The sequence below is a fragment of the Sulfuricurvum sp. genome, assembly GCF_028681615.1.
Taxonomy (GTDB): Bacteria; Campylobacterota; Campylobacteria; order Campylobacterales; family Sulfurimonadaceae; genus Sulfuricurvum.
Genome location: NZ_JAQUHV010000010.1, coordinates 38596 through 61281 on the forward strand (window position 1 = coordinate 38596; position 22686 = coordinate 61281).

At 44.7% G+C, this 22686-nt stretch carries 22 protein-coding genes; 14 read left to right on the top strand and 8 right to left on the bottom strand.

All coding sequences use genetic code 11. The features are described from left to right. Positions 1-22 precede the first annotated feature (22 nt). From PHE37_RS09770 to PHE37_RS09780, 3 genes are read left to right on the top strand one after another with little or no spacing between them, the layout of a single operon-like run. The gene (locus PHE37_RS09770; RefSeq protein WP_299993434.1) at positions 23-793 is read left to right on the top strand and encodes a phosphate ABC transporter substrate-binding protein; all 771 of its coding nucleotides are present in this window, start codon (positions 23-25) and stop codon (positions 791-793) included. After that, positions 783-2246: a diguanylate cyclase gene (locus PHE37_RS09775; protein ID WP_299993435.1), complete on the top strand. Its 1464-nt coding sequence runs from the start codon at positions 783-785 to the stop codon at positions 2244-2246. Before PHE37_RS09770 ends, PHE37_RS09775 begins: the two co-directional genes overlap by 11 nt. A 20-nt stretch (positions 2247-2266) precedes the next feature. Then, entirely contained in the window at positions 2267-3436 is a 1170-nt protein-coding gene (locus PHE37_RS09780) for an MFS transporter (RefSeq protein WP_299993436.1), read from the top strand. Here PHE37_RS09780 and PHE37_RS09785 read toward each other — a convergent pair. Genes PHE37_RS09785 through PHE37_RS09800 form a run of 4 tightly spaced genes read right to left on the bottom strand, consistent with a single transcriptional unit; the run spans position 3433 to position 8418 of the window. Continuing rightward, the gene (locus PHE37_RS09785; protein ID WP_299993437.1) at positions 3433-4515 is read right to left on the bottom strand and encodes an ABC transporter permease; all 1083 of its coding nucleotides are present in this window, start codon (positions 4513-4515) and stop codon (positions 3433-3435) included. The two genes, PHE37_RS09780 and PHE37_RS09785, sit on opposite strands and share 4 nt — an antisense overlap. Further along, positions 4512-5624 carry an ABC transporter permease gene (locus tag PHE37_RS09790; RefSeq protein ID WP_299993438.1) on the bottom strand — a complete coding sequence of 371 codons (1113 nt, stop codon included), beginning with the start codon at positions 5622-5624 and terminating at the stop codon, positions 4512-4514. Before PHE37_RS09790 ends, PHE37_RS09785 begins: the two co-directional genes overlap by 4 nt. Then, on the bottom strand, positions 5621-7237 hold the full coding sequence (locus tag PHE37_RS09795; RefSeq protein WP_300008532.1) for an ATP-binding cassette domain-containing protein: 1617 nt from the start codon (positions 7235-7237) through the stop codon (positions 5621-5623). Before PHE37_RS09795 ends, PHE37_RS09790 begins: the two co-directional genes overlap by 4 nt. 14 nt (positions 7238-7251) lie before the next feature. Continuing rightward, positions 7252-8418: an HlyD family efflux transporter periplasmic adaptor subunit gene (locus PHE37_RS09800; protein WP_299997489.1), complete on the bottom strand. Its 1167-nt coding sequence runs from the start codon at positions 8416-8418 to the stop codon at positions 7252-7254. 150 nt (positions 8419-8568) lie between these two features. On the opposite strand from PHE37_RS09800, the gene PHE37_RS09805 reads away from it, so the two are divergent. Next, positions 8569-9864: a TolC family protein gene (locus tag PHE37_RS09805; protein ID WP_299997487.1), complete on the top strand. Its 1296-nt coding sequence runs from the start codon at positions 8569-8571 to the stop codon at positions 9862-9864. A 4-nt stretch (positions 9865-9868) separates the two neighbouring features. Here PHE37_RS09805 and PHE37_RS09810 read toward each other — a convergent pair whose 3' ends face one another. Together PHE37_RS09810 and PHE37_RS09815 are read right to left on the bottom strand one after the other, a co-directional pair. After that, positions 9869-10279 carry a c-type cytochrome gene (locus PHE37_RS09810; protein WP_299997484.1) on the bottom strand — a complete coding sequence of 137 codons (411 nt, stop codon included), beginning with the start codon at positions 10277-10279 and terminating at the stop codon, positions 9869-9871. Then, on the bottom strand, positions 10276-10896 hold the full coding sequence (locus PHE37_RS09815; protein WP_299997482.1) for a hypothetical protein: 621 nt from the start codon (positions 10894-10896) through the stop codon (positions 10276-10278). Before PHE37_RS09815 ends, PHE37_RS09810 begins: the two co-directional genes overlap by 4 nt. Before the next feature lie 113 nt (positions 10897-11009). On the opposite strand from PHE37_RS09815, the gene sulP reads away from it, so the two are divergent. Then, positions 11010-12677, top strand: coding sequence for a SulP family inorganic anion transporter (gene sulP / locus PHE37_RS09820; RefSeq protein ID WP_300008535.1), 1668 nt, complete (start codon positions 11010-11012; stop codon positions 12675-12677). Further along, complete coding sequence (locus PHE37_RS09825) at positions 12677-12934, top strand: thioredoxin family protein (RefSeq protein ID WP_300008538.1); 258 nt, start codon at positions 12677-12679, stop codon at positions 12932-12934. Before sulP ends, PHE37_RS09825 begins: the two co-directional genes overlap by 1 nt. Here the strand turns inward: PHE37_RS09825 and PHE37_RS09830 are convergent. Then, the gene (locus PHE37_RS09830; protein WP_300008541.1) at positions 12897-15242 is read right to left on the bottom strand and encodes a bifunctional diguanylate cyclase/phosphodiesterase; all 2346 of its coding nucleotides are present in this window, start codon (positions 15240-15242) and stop codon (positions 12897-12899) included. The two genes, PHE37_RS09825 and PHE37_RS09830, sit on opposite strands and share 38 nt — an antisense overlap. Before the next feature lie 81 nt (positions 15243-15323). On the opposite strand from PHE37_RS09830, the gene flgA reads away from it, so the two are divergent. Genes flgA through PHE37_RS09870 form a run of 8 tightly spaced genes read left to right on the top strand, consistent with a single transcriptional unit; the run spans position 15324 to position 21878 of the window. Continuing rightward, complete coding sequence (gene flgA / locus PHE37_RS09835) at positions 15324-16187, top strand: flagellar basal body P-ring formation chaperone FlgA (RefSeq protein ID WP_299997046.1); 864 nt, start codon at positions 15324-15326, stop codon at positions 16185-16187. Further along, positions 16184-16714, top strand: a complete 531-nt coding sequence (locus tag PHE37_RS09840) for a UbiX family flavin prenyltransferase (RefSeq protein ID WP_299997049.1) — start codon at positions 16184-16186, stop codon at positions 16712-16714. The genes flgA and PHE37_RS09840 overlap by 4 nt, the downstream gene beginning before the upstream one ends. After that, positions 16707-17198: a pantetheine-phosphate adenylyltransferase gene (coaD, locus tag PHE37_RS09845; protein WP_299997051.1), complete on the top strand. Its 492-nt coding sequence runs from the start codon at positions 16707-16709 to the stop codon at positions 17196-17198. The genes PHE37_RS09840 and coaD overlap by 8 nt, the downstream gene beginning before the upstream one ends. Beyond that, positions 17183-17764, top strand: coding sequence for a dTMP kinase (gene tmk / locus PHE37_RS09850; RefSeq protein ID WP_299997053.1), 582 nt, complete (start codon positions 17183-17185; stop codon positions 17762-17764). Before coaD ends, tmk begins: the two co-directional genes overlap by 16 nt. Next, positions 17761-18975 (top strand): histidine--tRNA ligase, encoded by a 1215-nt coding sequence (gene hisS / locus PHE37_RS09855; RefSeq protein ID WP_300008544.1) that lies wholly within the window; start codon positions 17761-17763, stop codon positions 18973-18975. The genes tmk and hisS overlap by 4 nt, the downstream gene beginning before the upstream one ends. Before the next feature lie 9 nt (positions 18976-18984). Then, positions 18985-20814, top strand: coding sequence for a biosynthetic arginine decarboxylase (gene speA / locus PHE37_RS09860; protein WP_299997059.1), 1830 nt, complete (start codon positions 18985-18987; stop codon positions 20812-20814). 9 nt (positions 20815-20823) lie between these two features. Continuing rightward, positions 20824-21525 (top strand): serine O-acetyltransferase, encoded by a 702-nt coding sequence (gene cysE, locus PHE37_RS09865; protein ID WP_299997062.1) that lies wholly within the window; start codon positions 20824-20826, stop codon positions 21523-21525. After that, positions 21522-21878, top strand: coding sequence for a VanZ family protein (locus tag PHE37_RS09870; RefSeq protein WP_299997064.1), 357 nt, complete (start codon positions 21522-21524; stop codon positions 21876-21878). Before cysE ends, PHE37_RS09870 begins: the two co-directional genes overlap by 4 nt. Here PHE37_RS09870 and PHE37_RS09875 read toward each other — a convergent pair. Then, positions 21875-22621 (bottom strand): complement resistance protein TraT, encoded by a 747-nt coding sequence (locus PHE37_RS09875; protein ID WP_299997067.1) that lies wholly within the window; start codon positions 22619-22621, stop codon positions 21875-21877. The two genes, PHE37_RS09870 and PHE37_RS09875, sit on opposite strands and share 4 nt — an antisense overlap. Positions 22622-22686: the final 65 nt, after the last annotated feature.

Below are 22686 nucleotides of genomic sequence, written 5' to 3' on the forward strand. Positions count from 1 at the left end.
TCTTATGTATGGAGGAGAACGGTTGGCATTTTCAGGAGCTACGACCATACAGCCTATTATGGAATACATCGCTCCATATTATGCCAATGAAAATGGTTATACCCTCTCAATCGAAGGGGGCGGCAGCGATCAGGGGATTAAAAATGTTCTTTCCGGCAAAAGCAACATCGGAATGGTTAATCGTCCGCTTAGCAGCGAAGAAAAAGCCTCGTTAGACTATACCACTATCGGTTATGATGCAACAGCATTCATCGTCCATAAAAGCAATCCTGTCAATGGAATAACCCGAGGGCAACTGATCGATATTTACAAAGGAAAAATCACCAATTGGAAGCAGATTGGAGGAAATGACCGACCCATTATTCTCATATCCAAAAAGCCTGATCGCGGAACAATGCGTATCATTGAAGAGGAGACAGGTCTTTTTCATCCGTCCAATCCTAAAAACAAGGATGAAACGAAAAAAATCTCTCGTAATACATGGGATTCAGGATCCAATAATGATGCGATTGTTTGGGTCGGCGGGTTGCTTGATGCAATCGGATTTGTCTCGTCAGGAAGTGCTGTCAGTACTATTCAAGACGGCATGCCGATCAAAATTCTTTCCTATGAAGGTGTAATGCCCAACGAACAAACCATTTTCTCCCACCGTTATCCTATTGTACGGGAGCTGAATATTATTTACACCAAAAACAATCCGAAAGCCAAAAAATTTGCATCCTTTATCCTCTCTTCGACTGGACAGCAAGCCGTCTCACATACAAACTATATCCGGATAGATCATGGAAAATAAAAATTTTATTTTTAAACTGATCGGGGCCAATACCCTTATTATCCTTTTGGTTTTTGGAACGTTCTATACCGTATTTAATTTTTTAAACTTTCAACTTGCCAAGAACACTCAGCAGCGTCAAAATATGACATCTTTTATTCACTCATGCGATCATGTTTCGGTCAATCTTTATCAATCGGCTATGTTAAACAATCCCGATTATCTCACTGGTGCGGCACTGTCATCCAATAACGCTTTATATTTTATGCACAATCTCTCCAAAAGTGGATTTGACACCCGTTCGCTGAAACAGAATTATTACGATTTTTTTCGCCAGACGGTTTTGACAACCTCTTTGGTTCTTGAACACCGACTGGATGAAGCACATGTAGCGGATCATATAAGCCAAAAGAAATATCAAATTCTGCACTCGGCATTCTTAGAGATGCGAGAAAAAATCAATCAAGAGCAAGAACGGATCATTATGGCAATTAATACCCTAATGGTCTTTTCTGCCATCTTGCTGGTCATCATCATTATTGCCAATATTTTGATCCTTTTCCGTTCTTTCAAATCGATACGGGCCAAAGAGAGTGAACGTTCCGAAATGATTGCCGCTTTGGGAGACGGTGTGTACGGAATCAATGGAGAAGGGAATTGTATTTTTATCAACCGATCGGCACTTGATATGCTCGGATTTTCGGAAGAAGAGGTAATAGGACAAAATCAACACCGTTTATTTCATCATCACAGATCCGATGGAACCGTCTATCCGGAAAAAGATTGCCCGATCCACCTCTCAGAACAAGATCGTACAATACGCCATACAGAAGAGACTTTTATCCGTAAAGACGGCTCACTGTTACCGGTGAGTTTAACGGTTGCCCCACTTGGGACAGATCGATCCATTGTTGTTTTTCAGGACATAACGGTCCAAAAAGAAGAGCAGGCTCTACTGGATCGTTATGCCAACTACGATGCACTGACCACTTTACCGAATAGAAGACTTTTTACCATATTAGCTGAACAGATGATAGCTCAGGCCAATCGTGACAATAAAATTATTTCGATCGGATTTTTGGATTTGGACGGATTTAAGCAGGTCAACGATACATATGGCCATGAAGTCGGAGACACTCTTTTACAAGAGGTGGCGAAACGATTTAAATCAACGTTACGCCAATCCGATCTTGTTGCCCGGTTTGGAGGTGATGAATTTGTTGTTCTTCTTACTTCAATTAATACAAAAAATGAAGCAGAGCTGTCATTTATGCGGCTTATCAGCCAAGTCTCTGAACCAATCGTTGTCAATGGCATTGCAATCAAAGTTGGAGTGAGTATTGGCTATACCTTGTATCCGCAAGACAGTGGTGATATTGACCTGCTGATTCGGCATGCTGACATTGCTATGTATGATGCAAAGCAATCCGGAAAAGGTCGAATTAGACGATATCAAAATCAAGAGATCATCTAAATGCAACAGTGCATCCCTCTATGAAAATAGTATCGCTTAATCGTAATATCATCGCCCTGGGGGCAAACAGTTTCTTCACCGATTTCTCCACAGAGATGATCCTACCTCTTCTGCCAATCTTTTTGGAGCGTTTTTTACATGCGAGCAAAAGTGAAATCGGTCTGATCGAAGGGACAGCCGAATTCGGAGTCGCGATGCTGATCGCCTTATCGGGCTTCTACTCGGATCGCCTCGGAAAACGCAAAGGGATCACCGTATTCGGATACGGCATGTCCAACCTCATCAAACCCCTCGCATTTTTTGCGCAGACTGCTACGATGATCGCTATGATCCGTATAGGTGATCGTTTAGCGAAAGGGGTACGTGTCGCTCCGAGAGATGCCCTCATCAGCGCCTATACCCCTAAAGAGATCAGCGGCTTTGTCTTCGGGTTTCACAAAATGATGGACGGTGCGGGAGCACTTGCAGGTTCGCTGACCGCGTTTGGCGTCTTATGGTTCTGGGGTGAGAGCGAATCGACATTTCGCAGTGTTTTTGCCATCAGTCTCATACCGGGTCTTATATCCATGATGATTCTCGTTTTTTTGGTTACCGACGTCCCCTTTACCCCTGCCTCGATCCGCCGGTTCCGTCCTGAGGCACTCCCCACACCGTTTTATGTTCTGGTGGGTTTTCAGAGCCTCTTTAGCCTTTTTGCGATGAATTACTCGTTTATGCTTCTCAAAGCAGAAAGTAACGGTATCGCTCTAGTCATGATCCCCCTCGCCTATTCCCTCTACAATCTCACCCAATCAGCATTAGCCATACCGATCGGAAAAGCAGCCGACCGTTTCGGTAAACCGGCATTGCTCGCATTTATCTACCTAGCCTTTGGCTCGGGTGCGCTCGCCATGGCGACAGGCTCGATTTGGGGCGTATGGCTCGGATTCGGGATTTACGGGTTTTTTGCCGGAGGATTTAATGCACTGGCAAAAGCAATCATCTCAGACACCGCTCCGCAAGAATTAAAAGCAACCGCATACGGTGTCTATTATACGGCAGTCGGCATCATGACATTCATCTCTTTGAGCGGGGCAGGATGGTTATGGGATCACTACGGAAGCAATATCCCTTTTATCATCGCATCCTCTTCAGCACTGCTTTTGGCAATTGCCCTTTTTAGTATGCGTGATCGATTAAACCACTATTAGAACAACCGCCCGATTTTTCGAAAACCGATCAGATACATAATCCCGCTGACCGCAATAACTCCGAGAAAATACGGCCATAAATCGATCCACTCCGTCCCGCGGTAAAAAATACTCTCGCTTCCCTCGATGTAGTAACGTAGCGGAGAAATAAGCGATACATACTGCAATACCGGATGCATGGCATAAATAGGTGTCCATGCTCCGCTCAAGAAGATAAGCGGCATCATAATAACGATGGAGAGCTGTGCCACCTGCATCACATCACGGGCTACTGCCGCGATAAACAGACCGATTCCCGAACCGGCAAAAACAAAGAAAAAGCTCAATAATAAAAAGGCACTGAGCGACCCGTTTAACGGCACATTAAAAATGCCTAATACAATAAACCCCAAAGAGATCACGATACCGCTCATAACCACAATGATCTGCGAAAACGATTTTGCCAGAATAATGACCTTCGGATTTACCGGCATGAGAAGCATCAAATCCCACGTCCCCTGCTCTTTTTCACGCACAAATACCACAGCCGTCAATATGATAGAGAGCATCGTTATAATGGAAAGCAATTCGGTCAGTGCCATGAAGGTATGGTTGTCGGCATTTTGATTGAAAAGTTTATGGGTTACGATATCGACAGGGATGTTTACCTTTGAGATATCCAAAACGATATGCTGGAGGTAATTCAGTGTAGTATAGGCCTGTGATGCCGCCGTAGCATCCATTAATATATCGAGCTGTGCCCTTTTGTTTTGGCGCCATTTTTTTTCAAAATCCTCATCAAATACGAGTCCGACGATGATCTCTTTATCGAAAATAGCACGGCTGAGTTCAGCTTGACTGTTAAAACGGTGCGGTGATAGAAATTCGGGACCGTGCAGATGGGTGAGAATCTTTTGGCTTAAACCCCCTGCAGTATCGTCTACATATCCTACGGCTACATTTCTAGGATTAATTTCTATCCCGCTTCCCGCGATGTATACCTCCATCGTAAACATGTACAACACGACCAAGACAAGCTGCCACGATCGTATAAAACTGATCAGCTCTTTTCCGACGATCGACCAAAATATTCGGCTCATTTGATCTCCTTTCGCAGCAAAAGAGTACCGAGGCTCAAAAAAATAATCCCATACAATGCCAAAATCACCAAATAGAGTTGGGTTTTCTCCGACGCGAGACCTTCACCGACCAAAAAGACATCATAGAGAATATGGTTGTAATACATCACCGGGAAAAGATGGGCTTCATAGCGGGACATCCCGACCATCGAGGATATCGGCATGATGATCCCTGAATACATAAATCCGGGAATAATCGTCACCATTACCGTTAATACTACGGCAACGATCTGGGTTTTGGTTATAACCGAAATCAAAATCCCGATCGAAATACTGACGAGGATATAGAGTTCCGAAGCCACCCAATAGATCCAAAAACTCCCCCGAAACGGAACTTCAAAAAGATACAGAGCCCACAACAACAGAATAAAAATATTGAGAGAATGGAGCAAAAAAACCGGAATCAGTTTTGCGGCTATAAACTCCGCTTTTGAAAGCGGTGATGCATAAAAATTGAAAATCGTCCCCCTCTCTTTTTCTTTGACGATAAGCAATGCGGCGATGATAGCAGGAGCTACCAGCAGGACTAATCCGATCAGACCCGGAACAATGGCATCTTCATCCCGCATAGCCTGATTGAAGAGGGTTCTCTGATTGATCTCAATGGAGCCTTTCGTTGCATTGGGAATCAAGCCTGCCGCCGCATTAAGAATCACCCCCTGCACATAGCTCTCTATCGTCGAACCGCGGCTTGGAAAAGCCGCATCGACATAAACTCCGATCTGTGTAGACTGTCCCTTCAACAGCCGTTTTTCAAAAGAGGCAGGGATAATAATAATCGCATCGCTCTGGGCTTGCTTAATCTTTCTCAGAGCTTCGGATTCATTCATAACGGTTGTTGTCGTATTGAAATATTTGGAGTGTTCAAACTTGCTTACCAACAGATTTGAAAGACGGCTTTGATCATTATCGATAATTGCGATCCTCGCATGGGTCACCTCCATCCGTATCCCGTATCCGAACAACAGCATAAGCATCGTCGGCAAAAGATAAACCATAATAATCAGCCGTGATCGTAGAAGTTCGCTCATCTCTTTGAGGATATAGGCCTTGAGTATCCCCTTCCTCATCGGTAATACTCCAAAAAGATCTCTTCAAATGTTTGTGCGTTCGGATGTGCCTCATACAGATTAGCAATCGTATCGTCCGCAACTTTGCGCCCGTCACGCATCAGAACGATCCGATCACAAAATTCCGCTTCGCTCATGTAATGCGTCGTAATCAAAATCGCAATTTTCCATTTCTCTTTGAGTGCTACCAGCAGCTGCCAAAACTGGGCACGCGCTATCGCATCGACTCCCGATGTCGGCTCATCCAAAAACAATATCACCGGTTCATGCAAGAGTGCGGCTGCAAGTGAGAACCGCTGATTAATCCCCAACGGAAGTTCCGTAGGGATCGCATCCATATACCCTTCAAATCCAAGTTCCGCCGCATACCGGGCTATTCTTTTGATCGCTGTATCCATCGGAATCTGATGCATAGAAGCAAAATAATGGAGATTCTCCCGCACCGTCATATCGTTATAGAGAGCAAAATGCTGACTCACATAGCCGATGGAACTTTTAAGCGCCTGACGATCTTTAGCGGTGGCTATCCGTTTTCCTAATAGACTCAATTCTCCACCGTCAATCGGCAAAAGTCCCAAAAGCATTTTGATAAAGGTCGTTTTACCGGCTCCGTTGGCACCGAGCAGTCCCAAAATCTCCCCTCTGTTCAGCTGAATATCAACGCCGTCATTGGCGACAAAATCGCCGAAGATCTTGCTTAACCCGCGCGCCTCCATTACTACGGAAGAAAAAGTATTATCTCCGTCACGTGGAGTTATTTCGACAGGAGGAAGAAGACGCTTTTTTTGAAGTGCATTGACAAAGAACAAAGCTTCCAGTGTAGGTTCAGTGTGTTCAGCCGAAAGCGGCTCCAGCGAATAGGTTGTATCGAGGGTACTCATCGAATCACTACTCGCAGATGGAGTTAAGGCATACGTCATCTCCCGTACCGATTCGATCAATTCTTTCGCACTTCCCTGAGCGATAATCTCTCCGTTATCAAACAGCAATACCCGATCCATTTGCGCTGCTTCTTGCATATATGCCGTACTGACAATGGCAATTGTTCCCTCATCACGGCGTATTTGATCGAGGATCTTCCATAACTCAATTCGGCTCAGCGGATCGACTCCCGTAGTCGGCTCATCCAAAATCAGAAGTTTCGGACGATGCAGAAGTGTACAGATCAAAGAGAGTTTTTGCATCATTCCACCGCTCAGGTTGCCGGCTCTTCTGTCGACGAATTTATCCAGACCTGCCATACGAAGCAGTCTGTTTTTATATTCATTAAAACGCTCATCCTGCTTGATAGAGCGAATATTGGCAAAAAAACTAAGATGTTCATCGACCGTGAGCAGTTCATAAAGCACTAATCCGATCCCCTGAGGCATAAGTCCTATCTGTGATTTTAGCTTTTCAGCTTCGGAAGGAGAGTGATAAATATGATTTTGGAAGGAGATCTCCCCCTCAAATCGGATCACACCCGCAATAGCGTGCATCAGTGAACTTTTGCCGGCACCGTCGGCACCGATAAAACCGATAATTTCACCTTCGTTGACGGTTAAGGAAGCGTCTTTGATCGCAATGCGTTTGTTATGCGAGACACTCACTTGTCCAAGGTTCAGCATTCCCATCGTCTGCATCCGTGTTATTCGGGTACTGCATGCAAGCTCGTAGGCAGCCCTTTACCATCCAATGAGATAACACCCACGGCCGGAATCCCTAATTTCAAAAGAGGATCTACGTTTAGAGGCTGCAGATGTACGGCAAAAACCCGCTGGATACGGTCACTCGCTACACTTACTTCTTTTGGGGTAAATTCTGCTTTTTGCTCTATCCGAGCCACTTTGGCCGCAATGGCATGATCGGGATCAGAATCTAAAAAGATGACGGCAGGATCACCGATTTTAATTTTCCCGTTTTTCAGCGTATCGACAAAAATTTTCAGATAAAGGCTCTTCGGATCAATCAAGGTCGCGACCGCCATTCCCGAACCGATGACTTCACCGTTATTGGCAATCTTTTCCATAACAAATCCATCCACCGGAGATCGAAGCTCCATTTCGGAAAGAACGGCATTCATCTGTGTTTGAGAAGCTTTTAATGCTTTGATCCCCGATTCCGAGGCTTTGATCCCCTCACGCAATGCTGCGATTTTTTGCTGAGCAGCAGAAGCTTCAACCTGATCGCTTTGCGATATATCGATCGCTTTACTGAGCTGCTCGCGTTTGTCCATTAACGAAGAAAGCTGGTCTTTATCACCTTGAAGTTTCAACATAACCATTTCGAGCTGATGTTTTTCAATCAGACGATTGGAAAAAAGATTGTTCAAACGTTCACTGTCCCGCTGATCTTGGGAGACCACACTTTTTTGGGTATTGATCATCGCATCGAGCTCATCCAGCTGTGATTTTTTTATCGAACTGTTTGCTTTTGCTTTGACCAAAGATTCAGGGAGACTTTTTTCTGCAATGGAGAGTTCGATCTCTCTGGCGGCAAGCTGCTGTATCAGTGCTTCAATCTGGGCATCAATTTGGGCTTTTTGGGCTTTTTGCTCCGCACTGTCGATAATCGCGATAACGGCTCCTTTTTGTATCGCTTCGCCCTCATAAATATCCATTTTAGCGATACGACCGGGGTATTTTGCATTCATATTTATCAAATCGCCGTCGATTCGCCCGCTCCCCTGCACCAAATTCTCAGGAAGTTCTTTGGTATGAAGTTTGAGATAAATCAACACTGCTGCAATGCCAAAAAGGACTGCGGCAGCAACACCCAACCAATATTTTTTAGCGATCTGAAGCATACTATCCATTTCTCCGATTCGTCTTTTTTTGCTATTACAGTATATTGTAGCTATACTATATTCTTCTTGCTTAACTAAGAATGAATTAATTTTGTGGCGAATACAATTGGGTCAAAATGATCTCTTTTCTTTTGTAGTTAAACCAAACAAGGATCTCGTGTGAAACGATTGTTTCTTTTTATTCTCCCCACATGGATTTGGGCTCAAAGCTACCCCGAAGTTATCTCTGTTCTGGATCATTCCCTGATGCTCCAAAGTGCACAGCAATTGGAGATAGCCGCTTATGAGAGTTATAAAGCGGCTGAGGGAAAAAACTTGCCGACATTGGATGCCAGTCTCAGCGCTATTAAATTCCAAGATACCCCTACCGTCACATTTGGATCGATGAAACTTCCGATGGGGACAAAAAACCATACGGAAGGCTCACTTACGCTGACCTACCCTCTCTTCAGTGGTTTTGCCATCAGCTCCTCTATCGAAAAAGCAAAATTTTCCCATGAAAAAGCTGCATTGGAAGTAGCCGATCTTAAACGAAACCTCTATGTCAACGCGACGAAACTCTACAGTGCCGTTGCCGTTGCCGATGAAATTATTGCAGCGCAGGAAGAGGCAAAATATGCGATCGGCGAATCGTATGCAAAGGCCAAAGGACTTTATGACAACGGTATGTTGGCCCCTGCGGAGCTGTATGCGATCGAAGCCAAAAAATTTGAAATCGATGCACAGATTACCGAGAGTAGAAACCGCAAATCCCAAGCGCTCAATCAACTCAGCTATCTCACCGGTGTAAAGATCGATTCGGCCCATATACCGGAAAACACTCTCTCCATTCCGGACGAAAACGACATTTTAGCCCGAGCATTGGCAGAACGCGAAGATGTTCTCGCTCTGTCCAAATCCATGGATATTGCCCAAAGTGACGTAAAGATTTCCAAAAGCCGATATTATCCCACTGTCGCACTCATCGGAAGTCTCAAAGGTCAGGGGGATTCATTGGAGTTTGACGGTGACGGCTACACCAACGGCAATAAAAGCTATGCAGGAGTTTCCGCTTCATGGAATCTTTTCAGCGGTTTCAGCGACATCCATACGACGGAAGCGGCAAAGGCAGCCAGACTTGCATCTTCAATCACACTAGAGGATTATAAACATCGTATCAGTACGGAAATCGAGAACGCCTATCTGGATATGCATGCCACCCAAAGCAAACTTGAAAGTGCACGGATGCAGGTAAAAGCCTCCGGCGAATACGCCAAACTTACACGCGGACGATTTGAGAACCAGCTCGTCGGTGCCGATGAACTCAGCCGATCAATTGCGGATCTCGCTTCCGCCAAAGCGAAAGCGGCGAATCTGGAAAGTGAACTCTTTAATCAAACTGCCGTTCTGTGGCTTGAGGGTGGATTAAACGCGTTTCAAGACAAAGTAATCGGGACATTCCGCAACACGCCCTAACCGGTTATTTAAATGTCACTCCGCTGTATCGGTCATACACCCACTCTGCCACGGCTTGGCGCTCTTTTTCGGAGAGTTTCCCTTTGAGCGAAGGCATAATCCCGAATTTTTCTATCGCCATAGGATGGCACATACTGTACTGAACACTCGGATTTTGAATGTAGTCTTTGATGAATGCAACAATCACACGCCGTTTCACATCGTTGTCCTCATCGGCGATAATGATATTTTCTTTGAGCCGATTTGATACCTCGACCATAGGCGGAGCTTTGAGCGTGGCTAAATGTTTCATCACCTCTTGTTTCTCCATCATTTCCACATGACACTTCATACAGTGTTTTTGATATACACCGTATCCATCCATACCCCACAGCGTATATCCCGCCAATACTGTTATCCACACCAATTTCATCATTTTTCTCCCACTACTTTTCTACAGCGAATCAGACGTTCATCATCACAATGATCGATCATAATTTTTCGCACCCTCTCTTGCCAAAGCGTTCCGAATAGATTACGTTCATCCTCATCGGCTTTTTTGGAGAGAATATGAGGAAGCAATGCCCCCATTCGGGGATCTGCTTCCACACATGATGGATCATAGTCCAAAAGGACACGTTCATTGGTATCGGTTCGTTCTAAAGCCATTTCACTCTCTATGTCCGCTTCAAAACAGACTAAATCTCTCCGATCGAACTTCCCGCCCAATCCATGGAAACCGCCTTTTTCGGTTGCACCGGTAATCATTGAAGCGACATTGGCGATTACTCCCACAACACCATCTCCAAGTTTACCCTTCATCAGCACTTTGATCTCACCCCGAACGGGTATCTCCTCAGCGTACAGCGACTTTAATCCGGATCGTGTCATCAAAAAAGCGCCTGCAACCGTTGGGCACGAGTGCCCTGCCAATTTCACGACATCTTGGTAACTGTATTCCAGCATGCCGTTTTCTGCTGCACCCAACACTTCAGCCAGCGGATCAAACATGCTAATCTGAGGTATAAGATTAAAAAAATAGGGAGCATTCATCTTTACTCTTTTTATTGAAATATTGCTTGTGATTATAATGCGATAGCGAATCATTTGACTTGACCGAAATCAAGTGCTACACTTTCGGACACGTTATCCAAGGATGCTCTCCGATGCTACGCAAGGTTCACGACTCTCTGGAGCCTAAACTCGTTACCCTCTTTCGTCGACAAGGCTACTCATGGCCTGATTTCAGTGCCGACGCCATCGCCGGTCTTGCCGTAGCCATCGTTGCGCTTCCTCTCGCAATGGCCATCGCTATCGCGTCAAATCTCCCCCCTGAACGGGGTCTCTTTACCGCTATCGTCGCAGGATTTTTAATCTCGGCACACGGCGGCAGCCGTTATCAGATCGGCGGCCCGACAGCAGCATTCATCGTAACCGTTGCTACCGTTGCGATGAAACACGGCTATGAAGGACTCGTCCTCGCAACCATCATGGCAGGGATGATCTTAATAGTTATGGCTTTTTTCCGTGCGGGAGAGATGATCAAATTTATCCCTTACCCGGTTATTGTCGGATTCACATCGGGGATTGCTCTGCTCATCGCATTTTCACAAATTCGCGATTTCTTCGGTCTTTCCATCACAACCGTTCCACCCGATTTCATTGATAAACTCACCGTCTATGTCGCCCATCTTCACGAAACCAACTTTGCCGCAGTCCTCGTTGCACTGGCCTCGATCGGGATCATACTCCTCTCCAAACGCTATTTTCCGAAAATCCCGGGCCCTATCATCGTTGTCACCCTCTCAGGGCTTGCCGTGTGGGGGCTTAACCTCCCCATCGATACGATAGAAAGCCGTTTCGGTGCTATTCCATCAATGCTCCCTTCTCCGGTATGGCCCGAAATAACATTCGACAAACTGCGACTTATACTTCCCGATGCAATCACCATCGCAACCCTCGCCGCTATCGAATCGCTCCTTTCAGCTGTTGTCGCTGACGGAATGACCGGTACCCGTCATAAACCGAATGCCGAACTCTTAGGTCAAGGGATTGCCAATATCGCATCCGGCATCTTCGGCGGTCTTCCCGCTACCGGTGCTATTGCACGAACCGCGACGAACATCAAAGCCGGTGCCCGTTCTCCGATAGCCGGAATGATGCATGCTCTATGGCTGTTTGTTTTTATGCTGCTCCTCTCTCCCCTGATCGTTAAAGTCCCTTTGGCAGCATTAGCGGCAATTTTGATGGTTGTCGCATGGAATATGTCGGAAATCAAACACGTTCGTGAGATTATGCACTCACCTCGAAGCGATCGGATCGTCCTTTTGGTGACATTTCTTTTGACAGTACTGGTCGACCTGAATTTTGCGATCCAAGCCGGGATAGCCCTTGCTTCCATACTGTTTATCGACCAAATGATGAAATCGACGCAAATCCGAGCGGTGGAGAGTGAAGAAGACGATCCTGATTCCATCCATAATAAAAAAATTCCGGAAGGTGTCGAAGTCTATGAGATTGACGGCCCGCTCTTTTTCGGCGTTGCTGAAAAGCTGGTTGACACATTGCTGCTGTTTGAAAAACCGCCGATTATCTTTATACTGCGCATGCGCCATGTTCCCCTCATCGATGCCGCAGGTTTACATGCACTTGAGGTACTGCACGAACGGCTTCATCACAACCATACCCGTTTGATTCTCTCAGGGGTCAATCCACAAGTACGCCGCTTTATAGGGACATCGCATATCGATGATAAAATCGGGAAAGACAATATCGTCGATCACATCGACAAAGCCATCATGAGGGCCAACGAAATCATAGGAGAAAAATTTTAATGCAGATTATACTATTTGGAACGGGATGTGAAATGTGCCGCGAAATCGCTCACAATATTGAAACCGCTATCGCGTCACAAGAATATGAGATCAATTTCGAAAAAACATCCGATCTCCACCGGATGCTCTCGTACGGGATCAAAAGTACCCCTTCCGTCGTCATTGATGAAACTGTCGTCTCCATCTCAACCTATTTGAGTATTGATGACGTATTGGCACTTATACGCGCGAATTACAACTCTGAACATCAAAACTAAGAAGTTCTTCAAACTTATTGACTTGTACCGGCTTACTGCACAAATACCCTTGAAAATAACGGCAATCGTGCCGTTCTAAAAATTCAAACTGCTCGACCGTCTCCACCCCTTCGGCAATGACATCAAGATCAAAGATTTTCGCCATAGTGAGTATCGTTTCGACCAATACCGCATCATCTGTGTCGCTCATGATATCGCGTATAAAGCTTCTGTCAATTTTCAATGTCGTAAAGGGAAGCCGTTTGAGATAAGCAAGTGATGAATATCCCGTACCGAAATCGTCCATAGAGAGATTAATCCCGAATTCACGAAGCCGTTGCATCTTCTCGATCACAGTATCGAGTTTGTCGATAATCATCGATTCAGTCAGTTCTATTTCGACCATTGAGGGCAAAATTCCCGTTTCGGTAACGATAGCGATCACTTTATCGACAAAATTATTTTGTCTAAACTGTATCGCACTGACATTGATAGCGATACGCTCAATTTCGCCTCCCTTCGGATGGTGTTTTTTCCATTCGATAAACTGAGTACAGGATTGTTTCATAACCCATTCGCCAATCGGTACGATAAGTCCGCTCTCTTCTGCAATACTGATCATCTCATCCGGCATTATCAGCCCCATTTCAGGGTGATTCCATCGCAAAAGCGCTTCAGCTCCGATAATTTTTTTGGTTTTGATTTCAATGACAGGTTGATAATAGAGTTCCAATTCACCGTTTTTGATTGCATGACGCATACCGTTTTCCAAAAAGAGCCGTTTCTTAATCCATTCATCCATTTGGGTTTGATAAAAGCGGGTCGTGTTTCTCCCCTCTTTCTTTGCCTGGTACATTGCCGTATCGGCATATTTAAGTAAATCATCCGCATTTTGGCTGTCAGAACCCACCAATGATATTCCGATACTGGAACTGGTCATAATAGGTTCACTCTGTCCGACATTAAAAGGGTGTGAAAGCACTTCATGAATTTTTTCGGCAATCTTTTCTGCTTTGTTGGCGGCACTAAGCGGATCAGTTCCGAGTTCATTCAATAATATGACAAATTCATCCCCTCCAAGACGTGCTACCGTATCTTCTTCACGACATATAGAGGTCAAACGGGTTGCCGTTTCAATCAAAAGCAAATCGCCGATATGATGCCCTAACGAGTCATTAACGCTTTTGAAATGGTCTAAATCCAAAAACATGATCGCAATCAAACTGCGATGACGTCGATAATGGGCCAAAGACTGTTCAATCCGATCTTTCAGCAATACACGGTTCGGAATATCGGTGAGCGCATCGAAATAGGCCTGATGCTTGATCTTAACTTCGGCATTAATCCGTTCGGTAATATCCGTAACGATGGCAACCCCGCCGATGATATTTTTTTTAGAATCGTACATCGGAGACGTGCGCAGCGTAATCCAAAGATCAATCTTATTGATCATGGTCGTATATGGGCCTTCATAATACCCTTTTTTAGCGCCGAAAGGCGCATTGAGCGCCTCATATAAGGAGTGATCCGGTAATTTTTTCAAATCCAAACCGATGATATGTGCCTTATCGATTTTCAATATTTGCATCATCTCAACATTAGAGTCTATGATTATCAAATCGCTGTTGTAGTAAAAAATACCTGCCGGAGCTTCTTTAAAAACCGTTTGAAAATGCTCTTCTGAAAGGGCCCACGCCTGTGTCGCTTTTTCATGAAGCGTTTTTGATACGAGCGAACTCAAAATATTAGTATGTATTCGTCGGGATGCACTTGCTAAAAGAAGAAAAAAAGTAACGACCAAAATACCCATCATATGGTATTCCAAACCGCCGTTAAAAAACATCACACCAAACAAAGGGATAAGGAGAAAAAATAGAAAAAGAATTGCCAATCCAAACAATGATGCCAAAGTACCCGATGCAATCGATGCGATTCCGGCAATCAGAAAGATGAGAAAAAATTGATGCAGCGCATTAGGAGATTTAAAAATAAAAAATGCCACGCTGCCCCATACAAATGCCGAAGTAAGCATCACATAGTAAAATTTTCTTTCCCAAGCATTACTGTCGTACCGTTGTGGATTCATACGATAAGTATACAGTACCTGCAAACGCCATACTAACGTGATCATTACGACTATAAACCAGAAAACCGTTATCAAAAAAATAGACGTCTGAAAAAACAGATACAAAACAACCAATCCGGCAAAAAAGAGAGGAAAAACCGATGCAAAGGATTGTTTAAAAGCAATCGTTACTTGTTCACCGCGAATATGCTTTTTTTCTTCTGCATCCAATTCCGATAAAAAATCTTTTTGTCTAAAAACCATTTTACTCGCTTACTCTATTACTTCCCCTAAGAATAACGTAAAGCTAATGAAAAACAAATTTCGGTATGTTACAATTCAACGATGAAACGACTCCTCATTTTACTTCTTTTTTGTCTCCGCCTCAGTGCTTATGAATTGAGCGAAAATTATGAATTTACCGACTATACCGTCTATTCGGATGATCTCGTTCCCAACATACCTAAAAAGTTTGAAATTCTGCAAATTCCTGCCGATAAAAATCAATATCGTATCGATGCTCAGATTATTGCCAAAACCTTTGAATTAAACGGGTTTGAGCTCAATATTTCAAAAACCCGTTATATCAATTTTACCCGTCACAGCCCGATAGACTTTACACCGATCAAACAGCAGTTGGCACAAATGCTTACTGAGTTTTATCCGACAATCCATATTCAAGAGATCATCATCACCCCGCGTGGTTATTTAGCAAAGCTCGGTAAAAACGTTCACGGTGAGTTTGATAAACGATTTTATCAAAATGCTACAGGGACGTTTTATATCCTCGACAATGAAGGGCTCAGACATTATCTCGATTACACCGTCAATGCCACGCTCGGTGTACTCCATACCAACCAAAAGGTATCTCGAAAAGAGAGCCTGAACGGATTTAATACTCTGCTCAAAACCATCCCCTTCCAATCGTTCAAAGACAAGCCTCTTACGGCACTTCCCGCACACCCTTCTCGGTTTCGCTCCAGCCTCAAGCCTATGCAGCTTTTAACGCTGCGAAATATCGAAGAGATCCCCTTGGTTTTAAAAAATACTCCGGTAACGGTTGAACTCCAAAACGGAGCGGTTGTCATAGAGTTTGAGGCCACCGCAACACAAGAGGGGCTACTCTATGATATTATTACAATCCAAAAAAATGACGGCAAACGCGCCAAAGCCAAAGTGATCGGAGAAAATCGGGTGGAACTTCAATGAAAATCGTCGTAGGGATCAGCGGTGCAAGCGGTGCGGCTCTAGGACTTAAACTCTTGCACACCCTCCCGTCCGAGGTTCAAAAGCATCTTATCCTTTCCGAACATGCCCAAGTAGTCTTGGACAAAGAAGAGAACCTGAAGGTTCACCAAAACAACGAAATATGGGCATCGGTCGCATCCGGTTCCTATGGTGCCGATGCGATGATTATTACCCCGTGCAGTATGAATACACTCGCGAAAATCGCCTGCGGTATTGCCGATAATCTTATTACCCGTGCAGCTGCAGTGATGATCAAAGAACGACGCACCCTCATACTCGCTCCGCGTGAGATACCGTTTTCACCGATCGCATTGGAAAACATGCATAAACTTTCCATGCTGGGAGTTATTATCGCTCCCCCGGTATTGGCCTATTACGGTGAGCAAAACAGCCTTGAAGAGATGGAAAATTTTATGATCGGAAAATGGTTCGATCTTCTCGGCATACCAAACGATCTCTATAAACGCTGGAGTGATCACAATGCATAAAATTGCACTTTATCCGGGTACATTTGACCCTATCACAAACGGACATTTCGACATTATTGAGCGGGCGATCAAACTGTTTGACGAAGTGATTGTTGCGGTTGCAGACTCCCAGGAAAAAAAACCGATGTTTACGTTACAAGAGCGAGTCGATATGGTTAAACTGTCAGTCAGAGGTTTAGAACGGGTTCAGGTTGTCGGCTTTGATAATCTTACGGTTGAACTCGCAAACACACTTGGAGCCACCGTTCTCATACGCGGACTTCGTGCCGTCAGTGATTTTGAGTTTGAACTGCAATTAGGGTATCTTAACAACTCCCTCGATCCCAATATCGAAACCGTCTATTTGATGCCGAAGCTCAAACATGCCTTTATCAGCTCATCCATTGTCCGTAATCTGTTGAAATTTAACGGCAAAACGGAGCATCTCCTCCCCGCACCGGTCCAAAACGTTATCTGGAGTATGAAATCATGTACATTGCCATAGAGGGGATCGATACTGCCGGAAAAAGCACTCAAATCGAAGCACTCCGATCACACTTTCCGGATGCTCTGATTACCAAAGAACCGGGTGGTACTGCTGCAGGTCTTGAAATCCGCAACATGGTCTTACACGGAAATCTCAAAAGCAAAACAGCAGAGCTTTTACTCTTTTTAGCGGATCGTGCCGAACATACCGAAGCTGTAATATTACCCAATATGAACAGACTTATTATCAGCGACCGTTCCGCTGTTTCGGGAATGGCATATGCCAGTGTCCAGAACTTATGTGATGAATCGACCCTTGTCCTGCTTAACCGTCTCGCGACCAACGGAACTTTGCCGGACACGGTTTTTATCCTTAAACTCACACCCGACGAACTTGCAAATCGTTTGAATCAAAAAGAGCATGACGTGATTGAATCACGTGGGATTGACTATCTGCTATCGATTCAAGAGTCTCTAATCGTATCCGCCTATGCATTGGGAATTCAAACCCATGTAATCGATGCGACACAATCTATCGATATAATTACGAATGAAATTACCACCCTTATCAAAGGAGCCTTATGATCCAATCTCTGCGCGGAATGAACGATATCCTCTCCGAGGACTATGAACGTTTTGAATATTTTTTAGCCACAGCTTCCACTATCGCCAAACGATACGGGTTTCATTACATCGAAACTCCCCTGCTCGAAGAAACGGCTCTGTTCAAACGCTCCGTCGGAGAATCCAGCGATATCGTCGGCAAAGAGATGTATCAATTCACCGATAAAGGGGAAAACGATGTCTGCCTTCGGCCGGAAGGGACAGCAGGAGTCGTCCGTGCATTTGTCCAGCACAAACTGGATAAAAAAGGGGGAATCCACCGTTTTTATTACCACGGTCCAATGTTCCGATACGAACGCCCCCAGAAAGGTCGCCTAAGAGAGTTTCACCAGTTCGGCGTAGAAAGCTTTGGTGTTGCATCGGTCTATGAAGACGCGTTGATGATCATGATGGTCGCCGATATTCTCAAAGCGCTCGGAATCGGGTACCGCCTGAAGCTCAACTCCCTCGGAGACCAAAACTGCATGCCCGCGTATCGCGAAAAACTCGTTTCCTTTATCGAGAGCTGTGGAGACGCGATCTGCGGCGATTGCGAACGACGTAAACTGACCAATCCGATCCGTGTGCTCGATTGTAAAAACGAAGCGTGTCAGAGTCTATACGTCAATGCTCCAAAACTTATCCATAATCTGTGCGATGGATGCCAAAGCGATTTCGATACCCTAAAATCCATTTTGGACCAACATGCTATCGCCTATGAAATCGATACCAACCTCGTCCGTGGATTGGATTATTATTCTAAAACCGCATTCGAATTTGTCAGTGATAACATCGGGAGCCAAAGCGCTATCGCCGGAGGCGGGCGCTATGACCGACTGATCGAATTTCTGGATGGAAAACCGACTCCCGCGGTCGGTTTTGCACTCGGAATCGAGCGATTGATGGAACTCATCGTCATGCCTGAGCCACAACGCGAGGGATACTATTTCGGTGCTATGGATGCAGAAGCGATCACCCCTGTCCTTTTGGCTGCTGAAAAAATTCGACGCACCCAAAAAGCTGTCGTAGAATACGAGCCGCGTTCACTAAAAGCGCATCTTAAGGGAGCTGATCGCATCAATGCACGCTATTGTGCCGTGATCGGGGAAAATGAGCTTGCTCATAACACGATTTGGATTAAAGATTTGGTTGAAAAATCTGAGTCAGTCATCCCTATAAACGAACTTCTCTAAAGGACAACTATGCAAAATTACGGTATTGACATTTGGGGTGAAAACAACTTCATGATCGATCAGGGCGTTGTCAAAGTTAATTATAAAAGTTCCCCGTCACTCATTGAAATCAGCCAGAAAATTCGTAAAACCAATCTGCGCGGGCCGTTGATTCTGCGTTTTCCCCATTTGATCGGCAAACAAATCGACCTTTTGTACTCTAATTTTCATCGTGCTATTTTTGAAAACGATTATACCGGTAAATTCCGTGCGGTATTTCCTCTCAAAGTAAACCAATTTCCTGAGGCAGTAGACGCTATCGTTGAACTTGGAGAAAAATACGGGTATGGTTTGGAAGCGGGTTCCAAAGCCGAACTTGCCATTGCCATGGCAAAAACCGCTATCGGGTCCCCTATTACCGTCAATGGCTTTAAAGACGAAGAGATGGTACGCCTTGGATTTATGGCAGCCCAAATGGGCCATAATATCACGATCACGATCGAAGGGTTGGGTGAACTGGAATGGATTATCGACGTCGCACAGTCATGCAATCTAAAAATACCCAATATCGGTATTCGTATCCGTCTACAATCCGAGGGAAGCGGTATCTGGGCTAAAAGCAGCGGATTAGGCTCTAAATTCGGTCTCACATCAACCGAGCTCATTGAAGCAATGAACATGCTCCAAGAAAATAATCTCGTTGAGCATTTCAGCATGATTCATTTCCATGTCGGAAGCCAAATGGAAGATATCTCGACTCTCAAGCGGGTTTTGCGCGAAGCGGGAAATATTTATGCCGAACTGAAAAAAATGGGTGCGACTAAGCTTGGGGCGATCAACATCGGCGGTGGTTTAGCGGTCGAATATTCCCAACACACATCGGGGCGTTTACGCAACTATACCTTGGAAGAGTTTTCCAACAGTGTGGTGTTTCTACTGCGCGAAATCATGAATGCCAAAGGGGTCGAGCATCCGGATATTTTCACCGAATCAGGACGCTTTATCGTCGCTTCCCACTCAGTATTGATTGCTCCCGTCCTAGAGCTTTTTTCACACGATTATCAGGCCAAATCACTCAAACTTAAAGAGAATAATCCACCGCTCATCGAAGAGCTGAGAGAGCTTAATTCGCTGCTCTCACCACGCACCTGTATTGAATACATGCATGATGCACTCGATCATATGGAATCGCTTTTAACATTGTTTAATTTAGGTCATATCGATTTACAAGACCGATCAAACGCCGAGATTTTGGTACATCAGATCATCAAAAAATCGCTCTATCTTTCTCAGGACAACCCAATGCCTGAAATTGAACGGCTTCAAGTCAAACTTCAAGAACGGTATTTGATCAATAGTTCGATTTTCCAAAGTATTCCCGATTACTGGGGATTGCAACAGCAATTTCCGATCATGCCGTTAAATCGTCTTGATGTTCCGGCAATACGTGCAGCAAGTTTGTGGGATATTACCTGTGACAGTGACGGTGAAATCCGCTTTAAACCGGAAACCCCTCTCTATCTGCATGATATAGATTTGGATGAAGAAGAATATTTTCTCGGTTTTTTCAACGTCGGAGCCTACCAGGAGACATTGGGGATGAATCACAATTTATTTACCCATCCGAGTGAGTGTACGATTCTCATCAACGACACGGGATATGAGATTGAAAACTTTACGGAATCTGATAATCTCCTCAATATTCTCGAAGATATCGGATATGACTCCTCAAAACTTCTAACCAACCTTAAAAATAAACTTGCTGTTAGCGATTTTAGGACAGAAGAAGAAAAAAGTGATACACTTCAAAAACTAGAAATGTACCTCTATCAAAACGGGTATCTCCGAACCACACGCTAAGGATTGAATTTGGGACTTTTTTCAGATATAGCCGAAGATTTTTCGAACGTTTATAAAAATGACCCGGCTATAAGTTCTAAAATTGAACTCTTTTTTAACTATCCGGGCGTATGGGCGATCTTTTGGTACCGTATCGCCAATCGTTTCTATCGAAAAGGGTTCCGCTCCATTGCCCGTCTCATCATGGGGCTTAATCAAATCATTACCAACATTGATATCCATCCGGGTGCGACGATAGGACGACGTGTTTTTATCGACCACGGCTTCGGTGTCGTTATCGGACAAACGACGGTTATCGAAGATGATGTCTTGATCTATCAAGGGGTAACACTCGGCGGTGTCAGCCTCATTGCCGGAAAACGCCATCCGACGATCAAAAGCGGTGTCGTTATCGGTGCCGGAGCTAAAGTACTGGGCAATATCACGGTCGGTGCCAACTCTAAGATCGGAGCGAACTCCGTAGTAGTTCGTGAAGTACCCGACAATAGTACGGCGATAGGGATTCCGGCTCACGTTATCCAAAAAGGGCGGGACAAAGATCCATTCAGCCATAACAAACTTCCCGATATCAATAAAGAGATGTTCGAATACCTACTCCGACGTGTCGCTGTATTGGAACACTATATGGTTCAGGACAATAAAGAGATTTTGGAACAAGACTTACAGCTTGAAAATATCTATGAATCGTTTATCAAGGCAATGAAACATTGATCGTTAAGATCATTTTTTTTACTGCATTAATTCTAATATCCACACTCGCTTTTCTTCCCGATTATTCAGGTCTTCCTCCGGTTGTCTCTTTGAGCGACAAACTCAATCATGCCGCCGCTTTTACTGTTTTGATACTTTTATATAAGTTTGCTTTTCCTCACAGCACGCAACGCATCGTTGTTTCTCTGTTACTCTATGCCGTGTTTATTGAGGTCGTCCAAGCATTTTTACCGACACGTGAAGCATCGCTGGAAGATATTTTTGCGGACAGTACCGGATTGGTTTTAGGAGTATTATTGTTCACATGGATGAATAAAAAGCGCCCCGAAACGGGGCGGGAAAGTGTTGATTAAAAAAGACCGGAGAGTGATTTCCCCAATGCATCTTGCAATACCGGTTGTGCTTCAGCAAAATCGAGATTGACTTTATTCGCCGTACTCACGACACGAGTACGATAAGTTTTCCACTCCATTTTACCGCCTTGGATATCCTGATCCACATTCGTTGAACTGCCTTGTTTGAGCTTGGCTTTTTGAGTTTGGGTCACCATCTCTCCTGCCAACGGACGCTCACGGATCTGTACATCGGTAATCATACTATAGTAGGTATCATCTACAAGTGCATCCGCAACCACTCCGACAGCAGCACCGATCAGACCGCCTGCCGCAGCATTTGAGTTGGAATTATGCATGGCATATCCGGCAGTAGCACCCATAACGGCACCGCCGAATCCCCCTTCCAATGCACTTTGAGCTCCGCGAAGATCCGTTTTACCCACTTGCAGTACATTGACTTGAAGCATAAAATAGGCTTTTTGAGGACTTGTGGTGATCGAGTATCCGCGACTTATCAATGCATTGGTGAGAATCTCTTTCACTGCAATATCTTTATCAGAGGTATTGCGGACATCAACAAAAATCACCTTTTTTTCCGGCTCCGTCGGCTCTAAAAAAATAGTTTCTGACATTTTCGTTTGAACATCCAGATTACGTTTCTTAATCGCAGTATGCGCCGCACCGCATCCGGTGAACTGGATCGCCACCATGCTGAACATCCCTGCTATCAAAAGCGATTTGGCAATATTTTTTAATTCCATTTTGCTTCCTCCATTCTTATAATCATTGATTGTAAAACATCTACCCTTAAAAATGCATAACAACA

Bases quoted from the DNA above. Each gene is read 5' to 3' on its own strand.
- PHE37_RS09785 (WP_299993437.1), bottom strand. From the start codon at position 4,515: ATGAGCCGAATATTTTGGTCGATCGTCGGAAAAGAGCTGATCAGTTTT.
- PHE37_RS09800 (WP_299997489.1), bottom strand. From the start codon at position 8,418: ATGGATAGTATGCTTCAGATCGCTAAAAAATATTGGTTGGGTGTTGCT.
- PHE37_RS09775 (WP_299993435.1), top strand. From the start codon at position 783: ATGGAAAATAAAAATTTTATTTTTAAACTGATCGGGGCCAATACCCTT.
- hisS (WP_300008544.1), top strand. From the start codon at position 17,761: ATGATCCAATCTCTGCGCGGAATGAACGATATCCTCTCCGAGGACTAT.
- PHE37_RS09790 (WP_299993438.1), bottom strand. From the start codon at position 5,624: ATGAGGAAGGGGATACTCAAGGCCTATATCCTCAAAGAGATGAGCGAA.
- PHE37_RS09815 (WP_299997482.1), bottom strand. From the start codon at position 10,896: ATGAATGCTCCCTATTTTTTTAATCTTATACCTCAGATTAGCATGTTT.
- tmk (WP_299997053.1), top strand. From the start codon at position 17,183: ATGTACATTGCCATAGAGGGGATCGATACTGCCGGAAAAAGCACTCAA.
- PHE37_RS09840 (WP_299997049.1), top strand. From the start codon at position 16,184: ATGAAAATCGTCGTAGGGATCAGCGGTGCAAGCGGTGCGGCTCTAGGA.
- speA (WP_299997059.1), top strand. From the start codon at position 18,985: ATGCAAAATTACGGTATTGACATTTGGGGTGAAAACAACTTCATGATC.
- PHE37_RS09810 (WP_299997484.1), bottom strand. From the start codon at position 10,279: ATGATGAAATTGGTGTGGATAACAGTATTGGCGGGATATACGCTGTGG.
- PHE37_RS09795 (WP_300008532.1), bottom strand. From the start codon at position 7,237: ATGGGAATGCTGAACCTTGGACAAGTGAGTGTCTCGCATAACAAACGC.
- coaD (WP_299997051.1), top strand. From the start codon at position 16,707: ATGCATAAAATTGCACTTTATCCGGGTACATTTGACCCTATCACAAAC.
- sulP (WP_300008535.1), top strand. From the start codon at position 11,010: ATGCTACGCAAGGTTCACGACTCTCTGGAGCCTAAACTCGTTACCCTC.
- PHE37_RS09830 (WP_300008541.1), bottom strand. From the start codon at position 15,242: ATGGTTTTTAGACAAAAAGATTTTTTATCGGAATTGGATGCAGAAGAA.
- PHE37_RS09825 (WP_300008538.1), top strand. From the start codon at position 12,677: ATGCAGATTATACTATTTGGAACGGGATGTGAAATGTGCCGCGAAATC.
- PHE37_RS09780 (WP_299993436.1), top strand. From the start codon at position 2,267: ATGAAAATAGTATCGCTTAATCGTAATATCATCGCCCTGGGGGCAAAC.
- flgA (WP_299997046.1), top strand. From the start codon at position 15,324: ATGAAACGACTCCTCATTTTACTTCTTTTTTGTCTCCGCCTCAGTGCT.
- PHE37_RS09875 (WP_299997067.1), bottom strand. From the start codon at position 22,621: ATGGAATTAAAAAATATTGCCAAATCGCTTTTGATAGCAGGGATGTTC.